This window comes from Lentibacillus daqui, from assembly GCF_027186265.1.
GTDB classification, from domain to species: domain Bacteria; phylum Bacillota; class Bacilli; order Bacillales; family Amphibacillaceae; genus Lentibacillus_C; species Lentibacillus_C daqui.
In genome coordinates this window covers 493,668-517,880 of sequence record NZ_CP114176.1, presented here as the reverse complement: position 1 = coordinate 517,880, position 24,213 = coordinate 493,668, and the positions used below count along the sequence as shown (strand labels likewise).

Here is a 24,213-nt window from a genome sequence, read left to right as displayed (position 1 = left end):
CCCTCAATAGTCGCGTTTATTTCCCTTTTTCACGAATTCCCAATCAGCTTCCACATTCTTTCTGACCCTTTGCAGCAGCACATAAAACGTATTCATCTCATCCGAAGTAAATCCAGCCAGAGCAACGCTATTCGAGTGTTCTTCTTCTCTTTTTAAAAATGGATAAATGTTTTCCCCTTTTTCTTTGGGAAACAGCCTTTTAATTTTTTTATTTGTTTCGTCATTTCTCTTTTCAATAAAACCTTGCATTTCGAGTTTTTTAATTGCACGGGCAGCAGTTGTGCGATCAACTTTTATCATCTCTGCCAATTTTTCTTGAATAATTCCAGGGTTTTCACATATTCTCACAAGATATAAAAATTGCCCTTTGGTAAGATCAAGTTCTTTAAACTCAATGTTGCTTATTGAATCTAGCGCTCTTGCTATGATTCCAATATCACGAAGTATATCCTTCATTATTCGGCTCCTAATTTTATTGATTTTACAACGATATTTATAAATTCAGATTACATTATTTTTGTTGTATTTGCAATAAAAAATTCAAATCATCTTCAATGGCAAACACAGTAAGAACACTAATCCCGCATAATTCACTTTTAATTACAAAGAATATCCAGCAAGAAGGTTGTTCAAAAATGGAGGGGTAATGTGGAACAGGAAAAACAAATAAGACTGACCTCAGGAGAAATTACACAGCTTGTTTCCCAATACATGGAAGATAGTGCAAGTGAATGTACGTTAAGCTATTTACTGGAAAAAGCCGAGGATACAGAAATAAAGCCTGTAATTGCGCATGCTTTGAAATTGTCTCAGGCACATTTGCAAAAAATCAATACGATACTCACTGAGGAAAAGCATCAAGTCCCGCATGGTTTTAAAGTGGAGGAAGATGTTGATGTAACCGCTCCAAGGTTATACGCTGACAGTTTTGCATTAACGTTTTTACATCAGATGGCTGCAATAGGTCTTACAAGATATGCAGCTAGTTTGTCCTTTGCTGTAAGGTCAGATATTACCGCCTACTATAAAGAATGTCTATCAGAGACAATGGAATTATACGAGATGTCAAAAGATTTGTTGTTATCAAAGGGGTTGTATGTCAGAGCACCATACCTGCCCAATCTTGATGAAGTTAACTTTGTACAAAAGCAAGGTTTTTTATGGGACATTTTTGGTGAAAAAAGACCGTTAACAGGATCAGAAGTGACTAACCTTTATGCTAATATCCAAAGAAATGCTTTTGGAGCAGCTGTTTTAACTGGATTTAGCCAAGTTGCCCAATCAAAGGATGCCACTGCATTCATGCTCAGATGTATTGAAGTTGCCAAAAAGCATATTAACTTATTTAGCGAAAAATTAAAAGAAAGTAATTTACCTGTCCCTATGACATGGGATACAGATGTAACAACAAGTACAACATCTACATTTTCTGACAAATTAATGATGTATTATACAACTGCTTTGATTGCTTTGAGTACCGGTTTTTATGGTACAAGTGTTGCGCAAAGCCCTAGAACGGATTTGGGCGCAATGTATAACCGATTATTCACTGAAATACAGAAACTTTCCGAGGATGGGGCTAATATCATGATTAAAAATAAATGGTTAGAACAGCCTCCCATGGCTGCAAATCGGAAAAAATTAGCAAAAGGGGATGGCGGTTAAGGGGGTTCAGTGTAATGCCCCCTGGTTTTTAATCTATACAACTCCTGCTAAGTGTGCGCTTCCTCCTGGTTCATTTCATTATAACGTCGATTTTGTCGATATCCATATGTGATGTTTCGAACGAGTTCATCGTTTTCCAGACTAGCACCAATTGACCCTGCTAAAGTAGCGATTGAGGTCGCAAGCCATGCAAGATCAACATAGTTACCAAAACTAACCGACCCTTTTACTCCTCCCAGAGAGATGAACAAATCCGGCGGCACGAATAAAAGTACCGTGAATAAAAAAAGTATAAACAGGACGACATAATAGAATATTACCGCTATTATAAGGGTGAGAACGGTAACCCTGTTATATAGTTTTCTTACACTTTGATTGTTTTTTGACGTGGGCTTTTCCCATAGATTATGCGCTGTGATGATCCAGACTACTATACTTAATATAGCTGCTGCCATCAAGCCAATCAAACGCAGAATATCAAAGGAATGGCTTATTTCCCAAAGTGTGGGGAATATTAAACCATATGCTCCTGTAGCAAACGCAACCGCAACAATTGGTTTAAAAGACGGAATAATCTTCCAAGGTCGATTCGCGTAAGTCATTCCAAACAGAACCCTTAATTTCCCGTGGATTCGGGGTGTAATAATGAAACGTAGATCCGGTGCCTCCTCTTTTTCGGCAGATTCAACCCTACGAATGGGAGAAAAATGAAATTGCCTCTTTATTAAACCCTTTTTCTTACCACTTTGATGGACGTTTTCATTCGCTGAGACCATCTCCTTATTTGCAGATGTGGTTGCGTTGCTGCTTTCCATCCTTCGTTCATATAATTCCCCTACTAATTGAACGATCGATTTTCGCACACGACTACGTAAGGGCATAGAACCAAATGCAGGAAGAGAAAGCTGAGCGACACCTTGTTCAAAATTAACCTCAGCCAACATCAAATCTTTATCCGAATACATAGGGAGGTCTGTTAAACATAACGCATAATCCCAGTTTTTCCTTTGTTTGATTTGTGCAGCTTCATCAATAACTTCCTTGGCATTTTCCACAGCCCCTGTAAGCGGATCTACCGCAATTTCAATCTTCCAACACGCTTTATGATTAATTTTTTCAGAAAAAATAGCGGGTAATTCTTCAACTATATCATAAGCCAACTCTTCCGGTAATTCGGGAGCAGGAATTAGTCCTACCGTTATTTCACGCATTTAAACCCCCCCTTTTAAGTTATTTTTAGAATAAACATTTAGCTTTTATTGTCATTTTTTCGTTCCCGCCATCCAACATCCTTAAACAAAAACAGCCTTAAATGGTCACACCGTTGTGCAAAGTGATCTAGTTAGAAACACAAAATGCAGTTTTACGCAGAAAATCAGGTGGTAAATGGAAAAAGGCATGGCATCAAAGAAATTCACGATTTAATCGCTAGGAGGTAACTTTTATGGAAAAGAGAAATCAATCCAAAACAAAGAAAAAAATAATTGATCAACGCATTTTTGCACCATCATTAATTATTATGATTGCTATCTGTATCCCTTTTGCGATGTATTCAAAAGAATCTCTAGAACTTTTAAACAACATTTTCAACCAGGTTATTGCAACGTTCAACTGGGGATATTTATGGTATGCCATTCTCATGGTTGGAGTAGGTCTCTATCTATCTTTTTCTAAGTATGGGAATGTCGTCTTAGGTGATCCGATGGAAAAACCCAGGTTCACCCTATTTGAATATTCTTCGATTCTAGTTGCCATGGGCCTCGGATCTACCATCATGCGTACGGGAATGACGGAATGGGCCAATGTTGCAATCGACCCGCCTTTTGGTGTAGAGGCAAAATCTGCGGAAGCGTTAATGTGGGGGAATTCCTATAGTATGTTCCTCTGGAGTTTCCAGACGTTTGCTATTTTCGTTATGGCAGCCCCTGCAATGGGTTACCTGGTGCATGTCCGGAAGAAACCGATGATGCGGATTTCCGAAGCATGCCGCAGTATTTTTGGCGATAAATTCACTGACGGAATTGGTGGTAAGGTACTGGATATAATCTTTCTGGTTAGTATACTATCAGGTGCCGCTGTTACATTAGGTCTTGGTACTCCGATTGTCACCTATAGTCTTGCCGAAATATTTAATATCAAAATCACATTTGGTTTAACCTTGATTATAACCATTGTGTGGGTACTCTTTTTCTCTATTAGTGCATACTTGGGGATAGATAGGGGTATTAAAAAGTTAAGCACATTAAACATGTATCTCGCCGGTGCATTTGCTGTATTCATTATGATAGCAGGACCGGGCGCATTTATTCTTAATTATTTCACGGACTCTATCGGGTTTCTGTTCACACATTATATTGACTTCTCCCTTAATACAAATGCCGTTCATATGGGAGAAAGCACACATATCCAAAGCAATACCGTATTTTATTTCGCCTATAATGCAACATGGGCAATGCTGCACAGTGTTTTCGCTGCAACAGTATCTCGAGGCAGAACAATAAGAGAAATGATCTTGACCTATTTATTAGCGCCAATGCTTATATCCTGGGGGACAACCGCCGTACTTGGAGGTCTTGGTGTTCACAGTTATCTTACCGGGGATGTTCCTGTGCCGGACATTGTGCAAAACAACGAGGTAGAGGCAGCCATTCCGTTAATATTGAATTCCCTGCCTTTACCTACTGTAGCAGTTGTTGCGTTTATCATCATCGCAATGATTTTTATGATTACAACATTGGATTCAACCACCTATACCATCGCCACTTATGCTGGAATGAGAAACAGTAGCAGATCAGAACCATCGAAAAATTTGCGTCTGATTGTTGCCGCCATTATCACTGTGTTTGCCCTATTATTATTGAGGATCGGCGGACTGGAACCATTGGAAGTAGTTTCAGGGCTAATGGGAATACCAATTATTTTCGTACAATGCCTGACTATATACGCTGGTAAGAAGATGATGGATGAAGATCAAGCGTGGATCAATAATGTAAGGGATACAGGACACAAAAGCAGCACTAGCAAGACGAGACAGAGAAAAAATGTTTAATTAAAGTGTCCTTTTTTGCTTACATAAACCCATAGGAAATTTAAAAATGGTACCTTCATCAATGGAATGATAGGTACCATTTTTTAAACTTAATTGACCGGGTTTTGTCCAAGCCTCTCTTTTTGAACACTCACTTTTATGATTTGTTATAAGATATATGATCCTCAATGGTTCCGTCTTTTCGGTGAATGGTAAGACCTGTCCCTTTGTTTTTGGCAATCTCTTTACCACGGTCAATGGCACCGGCTTTCGTATCGAATACATCGCTTGGCTGCTTGGCGCCGTTAGCCTGGACAGCCCATCCTTTTTCATGGGGGATAATCCGTTCATTTTTCTCCAACATTTCCGGACGGCTTGCATACCGATCATCCCTGTTGCCTCTCGCTGTCGGATCTGCCTGGTTTTTGAATGCTTGAATTTCATCTTGGCTGGCATCCTCATACCACGTTTTGGCTTGCTTGGTGGCAATGGGAATGGCGCGAGACGCTTTATATCCTTCATCCACCATAGCATTGGCGATATCAATTGCTTTTTTACGAACAACCTCATCTAAGTTTTTCATAGAACTAGGATAATCATCCATATCCCAAGGCATTGCGGTTCACCTCCTAAAAAGAATGGCTTGCCTTTTACGACAGATTATTCCCCGATTAGGCAACGGAGTAAACATCATTCATTCATTTGCTGCAGCAGTTTAAAATGTTTTTTTTGAGGGGAAAGAAAATTATAAGAGGATAGAAAAAAATAGACAAAGGAGGAGAGAACAATCACATGCTTCTTAAAGATCAACTCAAAGAACTAGAAAATATCGACTACAACGATGCAAAGAAAGTGTTTACTATGTATCTGAACATGGATCGCAGCAGTCCTGAGTAGCAAAAGGGTGAGCGGAAAATTCATCTTAAAAATGCCCTCAAGGATTTGGCCGATGCCACCAAGCAATATATTGAACTGGGATGCAGACAAAATATTAGCTGCCGTGCTTGATGCATAAGTGAAACAAACGAATAAGATCAATTTTAAAAAATGGAGAAAGGTGGATGAGAATGTCTAAGGACAAAGCAAAAGGAAAGGGTAAACAGGTAAAAGGTGATTTGAAGCAAGAATGGGCTGAATTAACCGGAGATGAAGAAACAAAGACATCCGGGAAAAAAGATAAAGCGGCCGGGAAAGTACAAGAAGCCTATAGCAAAGCAAAAGATAAAGTACGGGAAAAGGTTGATAAGCTTTCTCGGTAGATAGGAAACAAAGTGCGGAGATGTACTATTTCCGGTAAAAATTAGTCACAACAAAAATCAGAGGAAATATTTCAACGTTGAACCGATCTGTAAACACTGATATAATACCCTTTATGCAAGATAAAAATAAATAAACACTGCCAACCATTTGTATCTTGCAAATATAAATGAAGGTGGTAACGAAATGGAAGACAATCAAGATTATCAGGTTTTATTGTATTACAAATTTGTTCCAATGGAGGATCCCGAAACGTTTGCAGCCGAACATCTGCAGTTTTGTAAAGATCTTGGTTTAAAAGGCCGGATTTTAGTAGCAAAAGAAGGAATTAACGGTACTGTATCCGGCCCTGTTGAACAAACGGAAAAATACATGGACTTCATGCACCGTGATCCACGTTTTCGTGACATGACGTTCAAAATCGATAAACATGACGGACATGCATTCAAGAAAATGCACGTCAGACACCGGGCGGAACTTGTAACACTACGTCAGGATGATGCCGTTAGCCCGTTAGAAAAAACAGGTAAATTTCTTTCGCCAAAAGAATTCTACGACGCCATGCAATCTGAAGATACCGTGATATTAGATACGCGAAACGATTACGAATATGATTTAGGACATTTTCGCGGAGCTGTTAATCCCGATATCGAGAATTTCCGAGATTTCCCTGAATGGGTTCAAAACCATAAAGAGCAGTTAAAAGGAAAAAAAGTTTTAACCTATTGTACTGGCGGTATTCGCTGTGAAAAGGTTACCGGGTGGCTTATGGATGAAGGGATTGAAGATGTGAATCAACTGCATGGCGGCATCGTAACCTATGGCAAAGACCCCGAAGTCCAAGGAGAACTTTGGGACGGACAATGCTATGTGTTTGATGAGCGAATTTCCGTTCCGATCAATCATAAAGAACATGTTGTTGTCGGTACAGATTACTTCGATGGCACACCATGTGAACGCTATGTCAACTGTGCCAACCCGGATTGCAATAAACAAATCCTTTGCTCCGAGGAAAACGAGCACAAATATATGCGCGGATGCACCCATGAATGCCGGGTAACGCCAAATAATCTATATGTGAAAGAACACAATTTATCGCAGGAAGAAATTCAGCGGAGATTGGATATCATTGAGCGCGAAAATATGAAACAAGAAGCATAACAAAGAAGCAGCCTGGGGCATGGTTGAAGAACATTCAATTTAATGAAGATCAGACGTCAGGTAGGTAATCGGATTGAAACGCATCCATTTAAAGTAAAGGAACTCCACGAAGATAATCCAATCGTTAAGGAAATTATAAGTACAGGAGTTCGAATGATCTAAAAGAAAAACTTCTGACTTGGTGTATTGGTTGGCAGGTAAGATTTCCCTTACCTGCCTTTTTATTATGCAGTCTCACGCTTGTTTTTCTCTTCTGCTTTTCCTCTAATAAATTGAAACGCTGTAATTGCCGCAAAGATCACTAATCCTAGCGCCGATAATGTAATGTCCGGATAGACAAGTAATAGACCTGCAATAAACATGATAATTCGTTCGATCCAATTGACCGACTTGACGTAATAACCAATCATGGCAGCACTTATACTTGCCATCCCAAGCATAGCTGTAATAATTGCGATTGATACATTCCATACATTGGCATCCCCCTGTAATAACAGAATCGGTTGCGTAACAAACATATATGGAATAATAAACGCAGCGATCGCCAGCTTGACGGCGGTTACCCCCGCTTTCATTGGATTGGCACCAGCTATTCCGGCACCAGCGTAAGCCGCTAAACATACTGGCGGAGTAATATCCGCTACAATTCCAAAGTAAAAAACAAACATATGCACTGCAATTACTGGCACATCAAAAGCCAATAATGCCGGTGCAGCCATTGTTGCCGTAACAACATAGTTAGCTGTTGTAGGCAACCCCATTCCCAGAATCAGACAGGCAATCATCGTAAAGAACATGACAAGGAAAAACTGATTATGGGCAAGTTCAATAAGTCCACTAGCAATTTTCGGCCCTAATCCGGTAGTTGTCACTGTACCGGCAATAATTCCTGCGGTTGCACAGGCAGCAATAACTGGAAGCGCTGACCTAGCGCCTTCTTCCAGCATTTTAATAATTTCCTTAAAAGGCATTCTTGTACTTTTCCTAAAGAAGCTAATAATAAAGGCTGCCACAATTGCAAACAATGCCGCATATGTTGGGGTTTTCCCAATTAATAAGAAACCGACAATCGCAATCAGAGGAATGAATAAATCCAATCGTTTTGCAAGGTTTTTTAGTTTAGGCAGTTTTTCCTTGGGCAAACCCATTATGCCCTGCTTCCGCGCCTCAAAATGCGTGCCCATAAATACACCTGAAAAATACAGGATAGCCGGGATGATCGCAATCACAATGATCTCATTGTACGGAACACCCGTGTAAGCTGCCATAATAAATGCAGCAGCACCCATAATTGGTGGCATAATTTGTCCCCCGGTTGAAGCGGATGCCTCAGTGGCAGCCGCAAAATGCGGTTTAAATCCAGCATTTTTCATCATGGGAATGGTGAAAGATCCAGAACCAACCGTATTAGCAACGGAGCTACCGCTAACCATTCCCTGGAGTGCACTAGCCGCCACTGCAGCCTTTGCCGTACCACCGGTGTATCTACCAGTCAGCTTTAAGGCAATATCATTGAAAAATTGACCAATATTTGTTTTTACCAGGATTACACCGAAAAATAAAAACAAATATATGTAGGTAGATGAAATTTGTATTGGAGTGCCGAAGATGGAGCTTGAACTATAAAACATTTCCGTTGCTAGCGTTGGCCAATCCTTACCTGAATGGCCAATAACCGGAATATACGCACCAAGAAGTCCATAAAGCAAAGCTACAATCGCAATAATGACGATCGGCAGCCCAACTACTCGCCTTGTTGCCTCCAGTAATAACAATACACCGGCAGTTGCTACAATTTGATCAAATGCTGTAAATCCAAAAATAATTGCTTCGTTAATTAACCGCTCGTAATTAAATAAAATATAAAAATTCGCAAAAAGTGAAGCTAGTGCTAATAACGCATCATACCAAGGCACGCCCTGTCGCTTGGTCATTGACTTTTTGATAGGATAAAGCAGATATACCAAGCTTAACCCTGCACCAAGATGGATAGCTCCTTGAATTAGGGATACCTTTGAACCGTAAAATGCTGTATAAAGTTGAAATATGGTCAGTGCTCCACCGATGATTAAGGTAATCCAGCCCCAGGGACCCAGATTGGTTCGAAAGGCACTCTCCTTATCATACTTGGCCATTAATTCATGCTGATCGATTTCTTGTGTGTTAGATGTGTCAGACAATGTTATCCCTCCGTTCTTAACATTTCATTTTAGTCTAACTCCAGCGCCTAGCGGCCGTCTCTGCTTTTTGAGGTTAAAGAACCGGACAAGCGCTGTCCGGTTCTTTATGATTAGGTAATTAATTAATTTTAACATGATAACCTGAACAGATCCGTGTCAATTATCTACATGCTGCTAGTCGTAATTATTCTCCAATACCTTCCTCATCAAAATATTTTTGTGATCCTGGATGAATTGGCAAATCTTGAATCCCTGTCATAATATCATCCTTAGTAATGAGTTCTGCTTGTTGAATAGACATGTCACCGGCATTTTCAACAAGTGTTTTAGTCAGTTGATAAGCAAGGTCATCACTGATTTCACTTTTTGATCCAATTAATATTGCCATAGCTGTAGCAGTTTGTACAGGCTCATCTAGCCAATCATATGTGTCGGCTTCTACTGTATATTCCTCGTAATCACTATTATCCGTGACTTCCTTTAACGCATCTCCATCAATATCAAGTAATTTTACTTCTTTTGTCGACGCTTGCAATTCATCGGTGGAAGAAGAAGGAATACCGACCACTTCAATGGAAGCATCAATTGTGCCATTTTGCAATTTATCCTTTGCATCACCAAAGCCTTCTTCAAACGCCTCATAGTCGCCATCTTCAATACCATAGGCCTTTAAAACCAGCTCGGCAGCCGCACGTGTCGCGCCACCTGGAGGGCCAACTGCAATCTTTTTGCCTTTCAGATCAGCAATCGAGTCAACTCCAGCAGATTCCATTGTCGCAACCTGGATGGCTTCCGGATAAAGAGCGCCAAGTACAACAACATCATCCATATCCTTTCCTTCAAATTCACCAGTTTTATTGATTACATCAAACATGGTCGTATTCTGAGCGATACCTAGTTGGAAGTCACCTGATTGAATTTTGGCAACATTCTCCACAGACGCCCCTGATTCAACCGAACTTATATCTAACCCATCTACATCAATATTTTTCTTCCAAAGTGTTGCCATTTCACCGCCAAGTGGATAATAAACACCACCAACGCTCCCGGTTCCCAGTGTCAGGCTGGTTTTTTCTTCTTTTTTTCCACCACTGTCGGAGCTGGAGCTGGAACCTTTTCCACTCTCACCGCAGGCGGTTAAGATCATACCAGCAGCAAAAATAAGAACAGCTAGCAACAATACCTTCTTTCTCACGTGAATTCCCCCTTATTTTTTATTTAAAGCTCATTATCTTATACTCTTATATAATGCGCTTTATGATAAAAATAGTTTTCTAATTTGAAAACGCTTTAGTACATTTTACCTTCTTTTTGGATTATAATCAAGTATTAGGAAAATTCCAATCCAAGCAAAAAAAGTAGACCTACACTAGTAAACTGCTACATGTAGTGACTTCTTTTTCCACAAAATCCTTGACCCCAAAACTGTTACGGGAAACATGTAATTCCATAAAGCATATAATGGGGTGAAAAAGATTACAAATATTAATTCATCCATTAGAGTATGTTCAAAAAATCTGGAACTTTTTATCCTTTTGAACACGCACTAGTAGGAATATATGCAAAAATAAAGTAAGATGGTGACAGGAGTATTTGACAAGTCTCGTGGGTTTAAAAGATAAAAGTAATTCAAAAACGTCTAGTTCCAGCAACTGTCTTCACAAGGTTAAATGGTGCCTCAGGCGAACCCCCTATTGTGGTTGCCATTTACCTGTCGAGGTTGATCAAAATGCTTGTGCTTTTTTATATGGGAGGAATAATAGTCGATGGGTGACTTAACAGGCAAACTTTTTCAAAACAAAGGGATAAAAAGAGTAGTTATTTTTGCTCTGATTGTCTTCATTTTATATTTACTTCGAGGAATGATGAATTTAATACTGCTAACGTTTATCTTTACCTTCTTAATGGATCGATTATCCAGTATCATTTTAAAAAAGATCCCGATGAATCGGAGAATTATTATTATCGTACAATATGTTCTGATTGTCGGATTATTGTCTTTTGGAATCGTGAAATATTTACCAATCATCATCTCTGAAATTTCACAGTTAATTAAGCAGTTAACAGACTTCTATACGCAGCCACAGGATAATGTGGTGATTGATTATATTGTGACGTATATTAAGGAAAAGCAAATTGCCGACTACTTTCATCAAGGTGTAACATTTTTATTAGAGTACTTTTCCAATATCGGCAAATTTGGTTTGCAGTTGTTGCTGGCCCTTCTTTTAAGTTTGTTCTATTTATTGGAAAAGGATCGATTAATTGATTTCACAAAAAAATTCAAGGACAGCAAAATAGCTCCTTTTCATGAAGAAATTGAATACTTTAGCAAAAAATTCGCAGCTACCTTTGGAAAAGTGATTGAAGTACAATTTATTATTGCGATTGTCAACACCGTCATCACAACAATTGCCTTATCATTAATGGGTTTTCCACAGTTGTTTGGGTTGGCCATCATGATTTTTTTCCTGGGATTAATACCCGTAGCCGGGGTCATCATTTCACTTATTCCGCTCTGCTTTATTGCATACAGTATCGGCGGGATCATTCAAGTCGTATACATTCTCATTATCGTGGCTGTTGTACACGCATTTGAAGCCTATGTTCTAAATCCGAAATTGATGTCATCGAAAACAAACCTGCCCGTCTTTTATACATTTATTGTATTAATCTTCTCAGAGCACTTCTTTGGTGTGTGGGGGCTCATACTCGGTATCCCATTATTTGTTTTCTTATTGGATGTATTGGATGTCGTAACCATTGGGAAGAAAAACCAAATAAAAGAACAATAAGCTTAACTTTTGGCAAAAAACTCTCAGAATCGCGAAATGTTCTCCATATCTTTTGTTTGATTTCGACCATGCGCACATCCCTTTTAGCCTGATAGTTTGGTGCGAGGCAATGGCAAGTAAGTAATGATAGCTATGCCTCCCCGACTATCATTGTAGCCTGGTCGCGATCGATTTTAAGAAGCCAAAGCCTGATAAGGATAGTGTAAGGGTTTTTTCCGGGTTGATACTTTTGTGAATATAGATGTTTATGTTATCCATCCTTACCTTATGAAAATATCCAGTGTTCTTCGGTTTTCCTGGTACGGCGAGAACCTCTTGAACATTTGGGGCACAGCAAGTTTTTACTTCCAATGTTTTAATTGTTAGGTGACCGCCTTTTGATGCAATCCACTGCCTGGATGCATCATTTAATTTTACCTCCATCTCTATTCCCCCCCCCTGTTATCATCATACATGAGGATTCAAGGAGTTTCAATTATTACTAAAGTCAAATAATATTGTATTCTCCTTTTTGAACATGCACTTTATCACTGCAGAGACTATTCTCATGGAAAAATGATGTGCTATCATAAAGAAATAGGACAAGGGGGTGTGCGTTTGCTGGATCTATTAGTGACAATGTTGGAGCGAGTCGGGGTTATTATTGCGGTAGCGTTCATTTTGACGCGGTTGAATTTTTTCCGTGCCATGCTCCGTCACGACCGGTTAACATGGAAGCAAAAAGGCTTTGCCATGCTGTTTTTCGGATTTTTTGGTATCATCGGCACGTATTTTGGTGTTGCTTTCGACATCGGTAATTTGAAATTCGCCAGTGTCAATTGGTCCCTGGCAACCGATGAGGCAATTGCCAATTCACGGGTTATCGGTATCGTAATTGCAGGTTTGCTTGGTGGCTGGCGGGTTGGACTTGGTGCGGGACTGATAGCAGGCATACACAGAATGACACTCGGCGGGTTCACTGCACTCTCTTGTAGCACAGCGACTGTTGCATCGGGCTTACTGGCAGGTATCTTTTACCGTCGTGAAAAAGATCTCACACTGCCAATGGCTTTTGTTATCGGTGCTTTAGCTGAAACGATGCAAATGATAATGATCATACTTATCTCCAAACCGTTTGAAAAGGCACTTGCACTTGTCGAAGTGATTGGCTTACCAATGATTGTGGCAAATGGGATTGGTACTGCCATATTCATGCTGATCATCCGCAGCGTCATTAGCGAAGAGGAAAAAGCATCAGCATTACAAGCACAAAAAACACTGAGTATCGCTGAGCAGACGTTACGTTATTTACAACAAGGCATGACCAGGGAATCCGCAAAGGCTGTCTGTCAAATTTTATTCCGAGAAATCCACCCAGCAGCGGTTGCAATTACCGATCACACCCATATTTTGGCACATGTCGGAGTTGCCAATGACCATCACAGAGCAGGCAATCTTTTGCAAACCCATTTAACAAAGCAGGTGATTGAGCATGGCAGGCTTATGGTGGCAGGTAAACAAGCCATCGATTGCAAACAAGATGATTGCCCGCTTGAAGCAGCGATTGTAGCGCCATTGAAGCAACGGGGGGAAACGGTCGGCACATTGAAATTGTACTATCAATCGAAAAAAGAAATAACGGACGTGGAAAAACAGCTGCTCCAAGGCTTGAGTTCGCTACTGAGCAATCAACTGGAGTTAGCGGAAACGGATTATAAGCTAAAACTGGCAAAGGAAGCAGAAATCAAGGCATTGCAGGCACAGATCAGCCCGCATTTTCTATTTAACGCGTTGAATGTCATTATTTCTCTTGTTCGCATCAATCCTGACCAGGCAAGAAAGTTGTTAACATCGCTTTCGACATTCATTCGGCAAAACTTGGAAGGGACTACAGTTGCTTTCGTATCATTGCAACAAGAATTGCTTCATGTCAAAGCATTTTTGGAAATTGAAAAAGCACGGTTTGTAGATAAGCTGCAAATTATTTATGATATTGATGAGACAACAATGAAAGCAAAAATTCCACCACTCACATTACAACCGCTTGTTGAAAATGCTATCAGGCATGGGATTAAAAATATGGATAAAGATTGTCTGGTGACTATATCCATCAAAGACAACGGCGAAGATATCTTAATAAAGGTGATGGACAACGGAGCCGGGATGTCAAAGGAAATGTTGGAAAAAGTCAGCAAGCAATACCTAACTTCCAGCACCTCTACAGGTATGGGACTATACAATGTCAATCGTCGTTTAACGATGACATTTGGTAACGATGTTCGTCTGCATTTTACGAGCAGGCCACATAAAGGAACCACCGTTTATTGCAACATTCCAAGAGAGAAGGTAACATGATGAACGAACCAATCAAAGTACTGATCATTGACGATGAACGATATGCCAGACAGGAACTTGCTTTTTTACTGGAAGCATATGAATTCATTGATGTCATAGGGGAAGCTTCCAATGGCGAAGATGCTGTTGTTAAAGCGTTGCAGTTGCAGCCGGATGTCGTCTTTTTGGATATGGAAATGCCGAAGATCCCGGGGCTGGAAGTTGCAAAATCACTACAGGATATGAAGAAAGTCCCTTTGATCGTGTTCGCGACAGCCTACCCACAATTTGCAGCAAAGGCTTTTCGACTTCCTGCAGTAGATTACCTGCTCAAGCCCTATGATGAATCCGAACTCGCAGAAACTGTGACCAGGATTCAAAACCGCCTGCAACCCGAAACAGCAGAATCATCCCGTTCAAACAGTCTGAAAAAACTTGCCATAGAAGTCGATGGCGAGATAATTTATATGCCAATAGACGAGATATATTATATTTTCCGTGACGAAAAAACAACAAAAATGATTGCCAAAACAGGTGAACTCGATTTGCGGGTACCATTAAAAGATTTGGAAGAAAAGCTGAAGAACTATGCCTTTTTTCGCATTCACAAGAGCTATTTGGTCAATCTTGACTATGTTCATAAGCTGTCCCCCTGGTTCAATGGTGCCTACCAATTGGAAATGGAAAACAGAAAGGAAAAATTGCCCGTCAGCCGAAACTATGTGAAGGCACTTAAAAATCGGCTGGCCCTATAGCTTGATGAAAAGATCATCCCAAAATAGTACACAAAATTGTCAGATCTTCAGATGCATGTTGTATCCATTTGTTTGCATGTTGGCCAGCGTTTTTAACATGTTATGAAAAAGTTGAGCTCAATCTATCAGAATCTTGTATAATGTGTATACGCATACAAACACAAGGACTTTCCTACATTGGGGAAAAGAAGGGAGAGATAACAAAATGAATTCGGTTTCAATCGTGATTGGATCTATTTGTATACTATTGATTGCGTATCGATTATACGGGACTTTTATGGCATCCAGGGTGTTAAAAATAGATGCATATGAGAAGAAAAATGTTCCGACACCATCCCATAAATTAGACGATGGCAGAGATTATGTGCCAACAAATAAATGGGTTACCTTTGGACATCACTTTGCGGCAATAGCTGCGGCTGGTCCGCTGGTTGGGCCAGTTTTGGCAGCACAGTTTGGTTATTTACCATCCTTGTTATGGCTTCTGATTGGTGCAGTCATTGGTGGAGCAGTTCATGACCTTGTTGTCTTATTCTGTTCGATGAGAAGGGACGGTAAATCGTTTTCGGAAGTCGCCAAGGATGAACTTGGTCCTGTTGCAGGCTTTTGTACGGGCATGGCCATGTTATTTATCATAACGATTACAATGGCTGGTCTTTCATTAGTTGTGTTAAATGCACTGGAAAGAAATCCGTGGGGAACTTTTGCAGTAGGCATTACCATCCCTATTGCAATGGGTGTTGGATTATATCATAAGAAAACTGGAAATTTAAAACTTGCCACAATAGTTGGTTTTGCCTTGATTATGCTGGCGGTCATATTTGGACACTATTTAAATGGCACCTGGCTGGGGGATTTGTTAACTTTCGACAGTCAAACGCTAGCAATCATTCTGCCAATCTATGCTTTCTTTGCTGCAGCTTTGCCAGTTTGGCTGTTGTTACAACCACGTGATTATTTGAGTACTTTTATGAAAGTAGGGGTATTTGCAGCACTTATTATTGGGGTTATTGCTATCAATCCTTCCATTAAATTCCCTGCTTTTACCGAGTTTTTAGGCGGCGGTCCAGTCGTTGCCGGTCCGGTCTGGCCGTTTGTTTCAATCACAATCGCCTGTGGTGCAATATCAGGATTTCACGTGTTCGTTGGATCAGGAACAACACCAAAAATGCTCAATCGCTGGAAAGATGCGAAACCAGTTGCATTTGGGGCTATGCTGGTTGAATGTGCAGTAGCATTAATGGCTTTAATTGCAGCAGTTTCGCTAGAGCCGGGAGATTATTTCGCCATCAATTCCACTCCTGATCAATATGCTGAACTCGGAATGCAACATGTTCACTTGTCAGAGCTGGAAAATGAAGTAAACATGGATTTGGAAGGTAGAACCGGCGGAGCAGTTACGCTTGCTGTAGGTATGACATATATTTTTAAAGCAATACCATTTTTTGCAAATATAGCGGCATACTTCTACCAATTTGTCATTTTATTTGAAGCTATATTTATTTTGACCGCTATTGACGCGGGGACACGAACAGCACGTTATCTTATTCAAGATTTTTTGGGCAACTTTATCAAGCCATTGAAAAGGATGGACTCTATTCCGGCCAATGTTGTTGCTAGTGCACTTGCTTGTTTGGTTTGGGGCTATTTGTTATATTCTGGTGACATCAGTTCTGTATGGGCACTGTTCGGTGTGTCGAACCAATTAATGGCATCGATTGGACTGATTATTGGAGCGACAGTTGTTCTTAAAATTGCGGATAAGCGGTGGTATATGCTGACATGTCTCATTCCGCTCGCTTACTTATATGTAACAGTAAATGTAGCGGGGTACTGGATGACCAAAAATGTTTACTTAAATCCTGACGATCCGGGATATAACGTAGTAAACGGTGTCCTATCCATTATTATGCTTATATTGGGTCTGGTTATCATTATTGCAGCGATTAAGAAATGGTCGCAGTTATGGAAAATTCCACAAGCTGAATTAGTAAAGCAATCTGATTCAGAAATTGCTTCATAGTGCGTGTTCAAAAAGGAGGATAAAAAGGACCGAGAAGTTAGGCGGCGTAGCTTTTGGCACCGGAGTGTACATAAAAGGTACATGAGGAGCGGAAAAACAAGCCAACAAGTTCTTCAAATGAAGGCCGACTATTGGGCAATTGTAACGCCACTTTCAGAACCAGAAATTAACGAAGAAGATTCATAAAGACAAATCAGGTGGCAGAAACTTTATGCTTCTGCCGCCTGTACTTGTACCTATACCCAATTGGCACGAAATATTGGTTTTAAAACAATATGACTTTATTTAGAATCTTATCATCATCATTCATGATATTTCTTGTAGCACTTTTAAATTCATTTAATGCTTTACCAACTGATTTCCCCATTATTTCGCGGGCATTTTTTTAAATAACAAAAATAGAAGAGCAAACAAACTCATGTATCCCAAAAGTGGGTACAATACAGTAACTAACTTTCCATACCCCGCCTGACTTACCAGAAATATCACAAATAGGATCATCAAAACAGTGTGATGATAACGGAGACCAAATGTTGCCTCCAATTGCCGACTTATCCCAAAAACGTTTCCGATAACAGAATTGAAGATCTCTCCATAAATGACAAATAAAAACAAGATATGAATAACGGTTCCGAAGCGTATGACAATCTCAGCCATCGGAATCTCGTATAAAAATGTTTCTGGAAAGGCAGATAATGAAAAATGATTCATTAATAATAAGAAGAATAGAACCAGCCCACCTAAAAACCCTCCCCATTTAAGAATACGCTCATCACGAATTTCATTTCCAAGTGGTACAAGCACGACTTGTGCGGTCATGATATTAAATGCAGAATATGTAAAAGGAGAAACCGCCCACGATGAACCTGCCAATGTTTGCTCCGGAATGACCAGCTCCAAAAGCTCATGCGGATGTTGATCAAAAATAGCCAACGCCACAAACAGACTGAAGATAATCATGATCGGAACGGTGTATGCGTTGATTGCAAAAATTCCTTTCAAACCTTTCAATATTACGATATAACAGAGTAAGAGCGTAACAATAATCCCAACTTGAAAAGGAATTCCAAGCTGTTCATGAAAAACAGCCCCAGCACCTGATAACAAGACGGAGGTAACGCAAACAGTAATTATAAAAATGAGTAGATTAACAACTTTACCAATCCTGGCACCAAATAAATATGCATTAAATTCCCGAAATGAATAAGCTTGAATCCTGGCTGAAATGACCATAATCTTCATACCAGCCACCATAAACAAAAATCCGCTCACGGCAATACCCAACGTTCCCAAAACCCCATTTAAACTAAAAAATGTAACGATTTCTTTCCCCGATGAAAAACCTGCACCGACAACTGATCCAACATATGTTGCAGCTAAAATGAATATAGAAACCCGTTGATTCATTATCCATTCACCTCATCATTATTTTTATGATAATGAAGGGAATAAAAGGACAAGCTTTTATTAATCTGACAAAAGTTTGTATTTTTCGGTAACAATATTGTTTTAGCCGACAATATTTGATATGATATGCTAGGATTTTTTCCGTGAAATTTCAACTGGAGGTTATGAAATGTTCAAAAAAAAGGCAGACAAATTTTCGCTCTACCTGGTAGATTTTGCACATCATTTGGACAAGTCAGCGGATTTTTTAGTGAATTACAAGGTGAAAGACCCCCTGACTTTAAAGGAATTCGCTGACACGATCAAACAGTATGAGTCAGAGGCAGACGACAAGGTGCATGAGGTGATCAAGGATTTGAGCCAAGCCTTCATTACGCCGATTGAGCGAGAAGATATCATGCAGCTAACCATGAATTTGGACGATATCATCGATGGTATGGAAGAATTTGCAGCAATGATGGATATCTATCAAATCTTGTCCTCTGATCATTATATAGATCAATTCACAGCCGACGTATCAAAATGCACGAAAGAAATTTTAGCTGCCATGCAATTAATTGCTGACAACAGATTAAAAGATGTTGAACCGCATGCAATTAAAATTAAGGAATATGAAAGTAATTGTGATGATTTATACCGCGCGTCTTTAAGGAATCTTTTCCAATCAGAGAAAGATCCAATCAAAGTGATTCAATACAAAGAATTATATGAAACACTGGAAGAAATTGCTGACTATTGTCAAGATGTAGCTAATATACTCCAAAGTATAATCATGAAAAACGCGTAATTGAGGGATGAATATGGACATTCTATTGATAACCATCATGTTAATCGTAGTTTTTGCTCTTGTGTTTGACTTTATCAACGGATTTCATGATACGGCAAATGCCATTGCTACTTCTGTTTCAACAAAGGCTTTATCACCTAGAAAAGCAGTTATGTTGGCAGCAGTAATGAATTTAATCGGGGCATTAACATTCACTGGAGTTGCCAAGACAATCACTAGTGGTATTACGAACCCGTTTGAACTGGAAAATGGAATGGTTGTAATTTTGGCAGCATTAATCGCCGCAATCGTCTGGAACTTGCTTACCTGGTATTTTGGGATTCCAAGTAGCTCGTCTCATGCGATTATCGGATCAGTTGTCGGGGCGGTTATTGCATCGACAGGATTTGCTGCTATCAACTTTATGGGGCTTACAGAGATTATAACAGCCTTAATAGTTTCGCCGCTTCTTGCTTTTGTTGTTGGGTTCATTGTCTACAAGATTATTAAAGCGATATTTAAGAATAGTAATTTGGCGAAAACAAATAAACGCTTTCGCATTGTACAAATTTTCACAGCTGCCCTGCAGTCGTTTTCCCATGGTACCAATGATGCACAAAAATCGATGGGTATTATTACGATGGCACTGATTGTTGGAGGTATGCATGACTCTATTGCAATCCCGTTTTGGGTGCAGCTTTCCTGTGCCATCGCGATGGGGCTTGGTACATCTGTCGGCGGCTGGCGGATTATTAAAACAGTTGGCGGCAAGATTATGAAGATTCGTCCTGTCAATGGTGTAGCTGCAGATTTAACAGGTGCAGCCGTCATATTCGGGGCAACGGTTATTCATTTGCCCATTAGTACGACACACGTTATTTCTTCTGGAATATTAGGTGTTGGTGCCTCCCATCGTATAAAAGGCGTTAATTGGGGCGTCGGTAAACGAATGGTCATCACCTGGGTTATCACGCTACCGGTTACTGCTACCCTTGCAGGAATATTTTATTTCATTTTGAACTTGTTTTTATAAAAAAAATCGCTTGGTTTCCAACTCTGGTAACCAAGCTTTTTTGATCACATATTATTAATGCTATAAACTAAACAACTTTAACTAAAAAGGCGTCTATATTCGTTCAATCCGCTTCAATTCATAAGACCTACGACGAAGAATGATAATGCATCAAGGGTGTGTGACACATTGCAATTAGCAGGCTACCGTTTATTATTTATTTTCTTCCAAATCAATAAACCGATCAAACAAACCACTCCGACCCCAATAAAGATGTACGTTATGGTTGAATATGCATCCATAAACTGAAGAATGTCTGTCCATGATTCACCCAATACAGCACCTATTAGAATAAGTATAACATTCCATACTACGGTACCAATCATCGTAAACAGCAAGAATAACCAAAATTCCATATGAGACATACCCGCCGGAATCGAAATCAGACTTCGTACCAGCGGAATCATCCTGCAAAATAGTACAGTCCAATAGCCATACCTGTCAAACCACTCGTCCGCTTTACGAATGTCTTCTTTTTTAACCCGAATGATATGCCCCCATCTACCAACTATTTTCTCCATTCGTTCTACATCAATAAGTTTACCAATTCCATAAAGAATGATCGCACCGAGTACCGATCCGGTTGTCGAGGTTATAACAACCCCCATAATGGTCAATGAAGTTGTTGTCGTCATAAACCCGGCAAACGGGAGAATCACCTCTGATGGTATCGGAGGAAATAGATTTTCCAAAGCCATCATGAACAAAATCCCCACATAGCCGAATTGCTCCATTATATCTATTACCCATGTTTGCATGATAAACCTCCATAATGATGGATTGTCCATTATTAATAATACTCTAATAGTATAGTGGATATGTTTGTCTTTTTATAGAGGTAACGCTCTCCCGACTGGCGGGTGAAAAAACCGAGCGACTTGGCAGCGCTCGGTTTTTTCATCTGATTAATATGCCTTTGCCCAATAAACAAGTTCTTTCGCTTCTTTTCCGCAGCAGACGCAAGTATCGGCAACTTTTTCCTGTTCAAATGGAATACAGCGGGAGGTTGCTGATGTTTCTTCTTTAATTTTTTCCTCACATGCGGTATCGCCACACCACATCGCTTTAATAAATCCTGGTTTCTTTTCAAGCGTTTGTGCAAATTCTTCCATGTTCGTTGCTACCGATGTTTCTTCATTACGATGGGTTAATGCCTTATCGTATAACCCTTGCTGAATTTCTTCCAATAATGCCGGCAGTCGGTTCTCCAGTTCATTTAGCGCAACGAATTCCTTTTCACCCGTATCGCGGCGAACAAGAACGACTTGGTCTTTTTCGATATCTTTTGGACCCACCTCAATTCTTACCGGGATCCCTTTCATCTCGGATTCATTAAATTTCCAGCCTGGCGTCTTATCACTGGCATCGATACCAACACGTACGAGATTTTTCAACTGGTCGCGCAAATCATATGCTTTATCCAACACACCTTCTTTATGCTGGGCGATTGGCACGATGATTGCCTGCGTTGGTGCAATTCTTGGTGGAATCACTAGCCCACGGTTATCGCCATGAACCATGATCAATGCGCCCATAATACGGGTGGACATGCCCCATGATGTTTGATGGACAGGCTGCTGGGTTCCCTCTTTATCCAAATAACGAATATCGAATGCTTCGGCAAAACCAGTTCCTAAATAGTGTGATGTTCCCGATTGCAAGGCCTTTCCATCATGCATCAGACTCTCGATTGTTAATGTATATTCAGCTCCGGCAAACTTTTCCATTTCCGTTTTCCGCCCACTGATTACCGGAATTGCCAAATAGTGTTCGCAGACATCCCGATAAATATCGAGCATTCTGGCTGTTTCTTCTTGTGCGTCTTCTGTGGTTGCATGGCATGTATGTCCTTCTTGCCATAAAAATTCCGATGTGCGCAAGAATGGGCGGGTTGTTTTTTCCCAGCGAACGACATTGCTCCATTGGTTATACAGCATTGGCAGATCACGGTAGGAATGAATATTTTTTGCATAATAATCACCGAACAACACTTCTGAAGTCGGACGAACACAAATCCGTTCTTGCAGTTCTTCTTCACCACCATGCGTTACCCACGCCACTTCCGGAGCAAAACCTTCAATATGATCCTTCTCTTTTTGCAGCATACTTTCCGGAATAAATAATGGAAAATAAACATTGGAATGCCCGGTCTCTTTAAATTTCCTATCCAGTTCATCACGAATATTTTCCCAAATAGCAAATCCGTATGGCTTGATAATCATGGTGCCTCTAACTGCCCCATAATCAACAAGCTCAGCCTGTTTCACCACATCCGTATACCACTGGGCGAAATCATCCTCCATTGCCGTTATTCTTTCAACAAATTGTTTATTCTTACCCAATCCAATTCACCTCTTTAAAAAATTTGGGACAACGGGACGGTTCCCTTGTCCCATAAAAAAACCTCGGAGCCCAAATAAGGGACCGAGGTTTGGTGGTACCACCCTTGTTGCAATCAAAAGTACTTTTCCGGCGTCTGATATCCGGCCTCTAACTTCTGTCTTGCCACTTTACTTGATAACGGTTATGAACCGCGCGTATCTTCGCGAACTCAAAAGGCAGGTTCCAATCATGTCTTTGGAAATTCGCACCAGCCATTTCCTCTCTGCTAAAGACATTCGCATTGTACTAGTCCTTGTCAACGTTTCATTTATTGTATGTCTTAATATATATGGATGTAAAGGCAATGTCAAGCCTTTTAATTTATAGCCTTTTGTTAACTGATACACCAATACTAAACGATAAAAATAGGGTCAGACAAGGATCCGATAGATAACTGTTAGTGTGGTGACGTATGAATAGTATTGACAGTTTTGACAATAGAGGAGAAAATTAAAATGTTAATATATTTTTTCATTGACAAGATGGATGATGACCATTCAACAAATGATCCAGATTAGTTAATAAAAAATATTTGTTATTTGACAAAAAATTATGAATCACTCCTTTCAAAATTCTTAAATTGGTAATATTTGAAGGAGAAAAGAAGGGATGAGTTGCTATGAAAGCTGTTATTTTTGACTTTGATGGAACCTTAGCGAATACCTTACCAATTTGTTATTATGCCTTTCAGAATGTCTTCAAGGAATTTGACAATAAAGACCTTTCTCCTGAGGAAATTAAAGCAATGTTTGGACCTTCAGAAACAGGAATTATTAAAGAAAACCTTACAAACTTCAATAAAGAGAAAGCCATTGAATTGTATTATGAAAAGTATTTAGAGAACCACTCTAACTTGGTCAAATATAATGCGGAAATTGATGAAATGATAAAGCATTTACGGGATAATGGTATTAAACTAGGGATAGTTACGGGAAAAGCCAGAAGGAGTTTAGATATTTCATTAAAGGCTCTTCAAATGGATAATTGCTTTGATGTCATCATAACAGGCGATGATGTTATGTGCCCAAAACCTCATCCTGAAGGTGTAATCAAGGCATTATCATTATTAGGTGTGGAAAATAATGAGGCTATGTTTATTGGAGATAGTGATGCAGATATTCAAGCAGGAAAAGAAGCAAATGTACATACGGTAGGGGTTAAGTGGTTGCAAGATTACCAAACTGTTGAATTTGAAATAGAACCCGATTCTTTTTTTAACAGCGTTAATCAGTTTGTTGATTTTATGCAGATATGATTCGCTTATCTTAGATTTATAGACCAAATACTGGTTACCTTGTCTCGTTAATGGGTGCGATTTTTTAAGATCAACAGTAGAAAATGATCAAACCCTGTTATAAAAGTTGCAACATATTTCACAAAGAATAAGAACCCGTTTTGATCAATCATTT

20 protein-coding genes and 1 other annotated feature are annotated in these 24,213 nt (G+C 39.8%); of the genes, 11 read left to right on the top strand and 9 right to left on the bottom strand.

The window, feature by feature from the left end; all coding sequences use genetic code 11:
* Positions 1-3: 3 nt before the first annotated feature.
* Positions 4-456 carry a MarR family winged helix-turn-helix transcriptional regulator gene (locus O2S85_RS02730; protein WP_269411226.1) on the bottom strand — a complete coding sequence of 151 codons (453 nt, stop codon included), beginning with the start codon at positions 454-456 and terminating at the stop codon, positions 4-6.
* 192 nt (positions 457-648) lie between these two features.
* Between O2S85_RS02730 and O2S85_RS02725 the strand changes: the two genes are divergently transcribed.
* The gene (locus O2S85_RS02725; RefSeq protein WP_269411225.1) at positions 649-1,665 is read left to right on the top strand and encodes a DUF3231 family protein; all 1,017 of its coding nucleotides are present in this window, start codon (positions 649-651) and stop codon (positions 1,663-1,665) included.
* 47 nt (positions 1,666-1,712) lie between these two features.
* Here the strand turns inward: O2S85_RS02725 and O2S85_RS02720 are convergent, their stop codons facing one another.
* Positions 1,713-2,876, bottom strand: a complete 1,164-nt coding sequence (locus tag O2S85_RS02720) for an MFS transporter (protein WP_269411224.1) — start codon at positions 2,874-2,876, stop codon at positions 1,713-1,715.
* Positions 2,877-3,109: 233 nt separating this feature from the next.
* Here O2S85_RS02720 and O2S85_RS02715 point away from each other — a divergent pair, with 233 nt between their 5' ends.
* Positions 3,110-4,714, top strand: a complete 1,605-nt coding sequence (locus tag O2S85_RS02715; protein ID WP_269411223.1) for a BCCT family transporter — start codon at positions 3,110-3,112, stop codon at positions 4,712-4,714.
* 136 nt (positions 4,715-4,850) lie between these two features.
* On the opposite strand, the gene O2S85_RS02710 is transcribed toward O2S85_RS02715, so the two are convergent.
* Complete coding sequence (locus O2S85_RS02710; protein ID WP_269411222.1) at positions 4,851-5,309, bottom strand: DUF2188 domain-containing protein; 459 nt, start codon at positions 5,307-5,309, stop codon at positions 4,851-4,853.
* Positions 5,310-5,760: 451 nt separating this feature from the next.
* On the opposite strand from O2S85_RS02710, the gene O2S85_RS02705 reads away from it, so the two are divergent.
* Both O2S85_RS02705 and trhO read left to right on the top strand, forming a co-directional pair.
* A complete protein-coding gene (locus O2S85_RS02705) occupies positions 5,761-5,952 on the top strand; it encodes a CsbD family protein (RefSeq protein WP_269411221.1) in 192 nt (63 codons plus the stop codon).
* A 184-nt stretch (positions 5,953-6,136) separates the two neighbouring features.
* Complete coding sequence (gene trhO / locus O2S85_RS02700) at positions 6,137-7,111, top strand: oxygen-dependent tRNA uridine(34) hydroxylase TrhO (protein ID WP_269411220.1); 975 nt, start codon at positions 6,137-6,139, stop codon at positions 7,109-7,111.
* 224 nt (positions 7,112-7,335) lie between these two features.
* Here trhO and O2S85_RS02695 read toward each other — a convergent pair whose 3' ends face one another.
* Both O2S85_RS02695 and O2S85_RS02690 read right to left on the bottom strand, forming a co-directional pair.
* On the bottom strand, positions 7,336-9,246 hold the full coding sequence (locus O2S85_RS02695) for a TRAP transporter permease (protein ID WP_269412449.1): 1,911 nt from the start codon (positions 9,244-9,246) through the stop codon (positions 7,336-7,338).
* 229 nt (positions 9,247-9,475) lie between these two features.
* A complete protein-coding gene (locus tag O2S85_RS02690) occupies positions 9,476-10,486 on the bottom strand; it encodes a TAXI family TRAP transporter solute-binding subunit (protein WP_269411219.1) in 1,011 nt (336 codons plus the stop codon).
* A 571-nt stretch (positions 10,487-11,057) separates the two neighbouring features.
* Here O2S85_RS02690 and O2S85_RS02685 point away from each other — a divergent pair.
* Entirely contained in the window at positions 11,058-12,086 is a 1,029-nt protein-coding gene (locus O2S85_RS02685; protein WP_269411218.1) for an AI-2E family transporter, read from the top strand.
* Positions 12,087-12,233: 147 nt separating this feature from the next.
* Here the strand turns inward: O2S85_RS02685 and O2S85_RS02680 are convergent, their stop codons facing one another.
* Positions 12,234-12,509 carry a CC/Se motif family (seleno)protein gene (locus tag O2S85_RS02680; RefSeq protein ID WP_269411217.1) on the bottom strand — a complete coding sequence of 92 codons (276 nt, stop codon included), beginning with the start codon at positions 12,507-12,509 and terminating at the stop codon, positions 12,234-12,236.
* A 168-nt stretch (positions 12,510-12,677) separates the two neighbouring features.
* Here O2S85_RS02680 and O2S85_RS02675 point away from each other — a divergent pair, with 168 nt between their 5' ends.
* The 3 genes from O2S85_RS02675 (at position 12,678) to O2S85_RS02665 (ending at position 17,177) form a co-directional block, all read left to right on the top strand.
* On the top strand, positions 12,678-14,420 hold the full coding sequence (locus O2S85_RS02675) for a LytS/YhcK type 5TM receptor domain-containing protein (protein ID WP_369420062.1): 1,743 nt from the start codon (positions 12,678-12,680) through the stop codon (positions 14,418-14,420).
* Complete coding sequence (locus O2S85_RS02670) at positions 14,420-15,154, top strand: LytR/AlgR family response regulator transcription factor (protein ID WP_269412448.1); 735 nt, start codon at positions 14,420-14,422, stop codon at positions 15,152-15,154. The genes O2S85_RS02675 and O2S85_RS02670 overlap by 1 nt, the downstream gene beginning before the upstream one ends.
* A 205-nt stretch (positions 15,155-15,359) precedes the next feature.
* Complete coding sequence (locus O2S85_RS02665; RefSeq protein ID WP_269411215.1) at positions 15,360-17,177, top strand: carbon starvation CstA family protein; 1,818 nt, start codon at positions 15,360-15,362, stop codon at positions 17,175-17,177.
* Between the two features lie 366 nt (positions 17,178-17,543).
* On the opposite strand, the gene O2S85_RS02660 is transcribed toward O2S85_RS02665, so the two are convergent.
* Positions 17,544-18,584 (bottom strand): YkvI family membrane protein, encoded by a 1,041-nt coding sequence (locus tag O2S85_RS02660; protein WP_269411214.1) that lies wholly within the window; start codon positions 18,582-18,584, stop codon positions 17,544-17,546.
* Positions 18,585-18,753: 169 nt separating this feature from the next.
* Here O2S85_RS02660 and O2S85_RS02655 point away from each other — a divergent pair, with 169 nt between their 5' ends.
* Together O2S85_RS02655 and O2S85_RS02650 are read left to right on the top strand one after the other, a co-directional pair.
* Positions 18,754-19,371, top strand: a complete 618-nt coding sequence (locus tag O2S85_RS02655; RefSeq protein WP_269411213.1) for a DUF47 domain-containing protein — start codon at positions 18,754-18,756, stop codon at positions 19,369-19,371.
* A 13-nt stretch (positions 19,372-19,384) separates the two neighbouring features.
* Complete coding sequence (locus tag O2S85_RS02650) at positions 19,385-20,383, top strand: inorganic phosphate transporter (protein ID WP_269411212.1); 999 nt, start codon at positions 19,385-19,387, stop codon at positions 20,381-20,383.
* A 182-nt stretch (positions 20,384-20,565) separates the two neighbouring features.
* Here the strand turns inward: O2S85_RS02650 and O2S85_RS02645 are convergent, their stop codons facing one another.
* Entirely contained in the window at positions 20,566-21,180 is a 615-nt protein-coding gene (locus tag O2S85_RS02645) for a DedA family protein (RefSeq protein WP_269411211.1), read from the bottom strand.
* Positions 21,181-21,327: 147 nt separating this feature from the next.
* A complete protein-coding gene (proS, locus tag O2S85_RS02640) occupies positions 21,328-22,725 on the bottom strand; it encodes a proline--tRNA ligase (RefSeq protein WP_439649448.1) in 1,398 nt (465 codons plus the stop codon).
* 113 nt (positions 22,726-22,838) lie between these two features.
* Positions 22,839-23,073 (bottom strand) — a binding site (T-box leader).
* A gap of 350 nt (positions 23,074-23,423) precedes the next feature.
* Between proS and O2S85_RS02635 the strand changes: the two genes are divergently transcribed.
* Complete coding sequence (locus tag O2S85_RS02635) at positions 23,424-24,059, top strand: HAD family hydrolase (RefSeq protein ID WP_269411209.1); 636 nt, start codon at positions 23,424-23,426, stop codon at positions 24,057-24,059.
* Positions 24,060-24,213: the final 154 nt, after the last annotated feature.

Coding starts and splice junctions, on each gene's coding strand:
- O2S85_RS02730 (WP_269411226.1), bottom strand. CDS start 456: ATGAAGGATATACTTCGTGATATTGGAATCATAGCAAGAGCGCTAGAT.
- O2S85_RS02720 (WP_269411224.1), bottom strand. CDS start 2,876: ATGCGTGAAATAACGGTAGGACTAATTCCTGCTCCCGAATTACCGGAA.
- O2S85_RS02715 (WP_269411223.1), top strand. CDS start 3,110: ATGGAAAAGAGAAATCAATCCAAAACAAAGAAAAAAATAATTGATCAA.
- O2S85_RS02710 (WP_269411222.1), bottom strand. CDS start 5,309: ATGCCTTGGGATATGGATGATTATCCTAGTTCTATGAAAAACTTAGAT.
- O2S85_RS02705 (WP_269411221.1), top strand. CDS start 5,761: ATGTCTAAGGACAAAGCAAAAGGAAAGGGTAAACAGGTAAAAGGTGAT.
- trhO (WP_269411220.1), top strand. CDS start 6,137: ATGGAAGACAATCAAGATTATCAGGTTTTATTGTATTACAAATTTGTT.
- O2S85_RS02695 (WP_269412449.1), bottom strand. CDS start 9,246: ATGGCCAAGTATGATAAGGAGAGTGCCTTTCGAACCAATCTGGGTCCC.
- O2S85_RS02685 (WP_269411218.1), top strand. CDS start 11,058: ATGGGTGACTTAACAGGCAAACTTTTTCAAAACAAAGGGATAAAAAGA.
- O2S85_RS02680 (WP_269411217.1), bottom strand. CDS start 12,509: ATGGAGGTAAAATTAAATGATGCATCCAGGCAGTGGATTGCATCAAAA.
- O2S85_RS02670 (WP_269412448.1), top strand. CDS start 14,420: ATGAACGAACCAATCAAAGTACTGATCATTGACGATGAACGATATGCC.
- O2S85_RS02665 (WP_269411215.1), top strand. CDS start 15,360: ATGAATTCGGTTTCAATCGTGATTGGATCTATTTGTATACTATTGATT.
- O2S85_RS02660 (WP_269411214.1), bottom strand. CDS start 18,584: ATGAATCAACGGGTTTCTATATTCATTTTAGCTGCAACATATGTTGGA.
- O2S85_RS02655 (WP_269411213.1), top strand. CDS start 18,754: ATGTTCAAAAAAAAGGCAGACAAATTTTCGCTCTACCTGGTAGATTTT.
- O2S85_RS02650 (WP_269411212.1), top strand. CDS start 19,385: ATGGACATTCTATTGATAACCATCATGTTAATCGTAGTTTTTGCTCTT.
- O2S85_RS02645 (WP_269411211.1), bottom strand. CDS start 21,180: ATGCAAACATGGGTAATAGATATAATGGAGCAATTCGGCTATGTGGGG.
- proS (WP_439649448.1), bottom strand. CDS start 22,725: ATGGAGGATGATTTCGCCCAGTGGTATACGGATGTGGTGAAACAGGCT.
- O2S85_RS02635 (WP_269411209.1), top strand. CDS start 23,424: ATGAAAGCTGTTATTTTTGACTTTGATGGAACCTTAGCGAATACCTTA.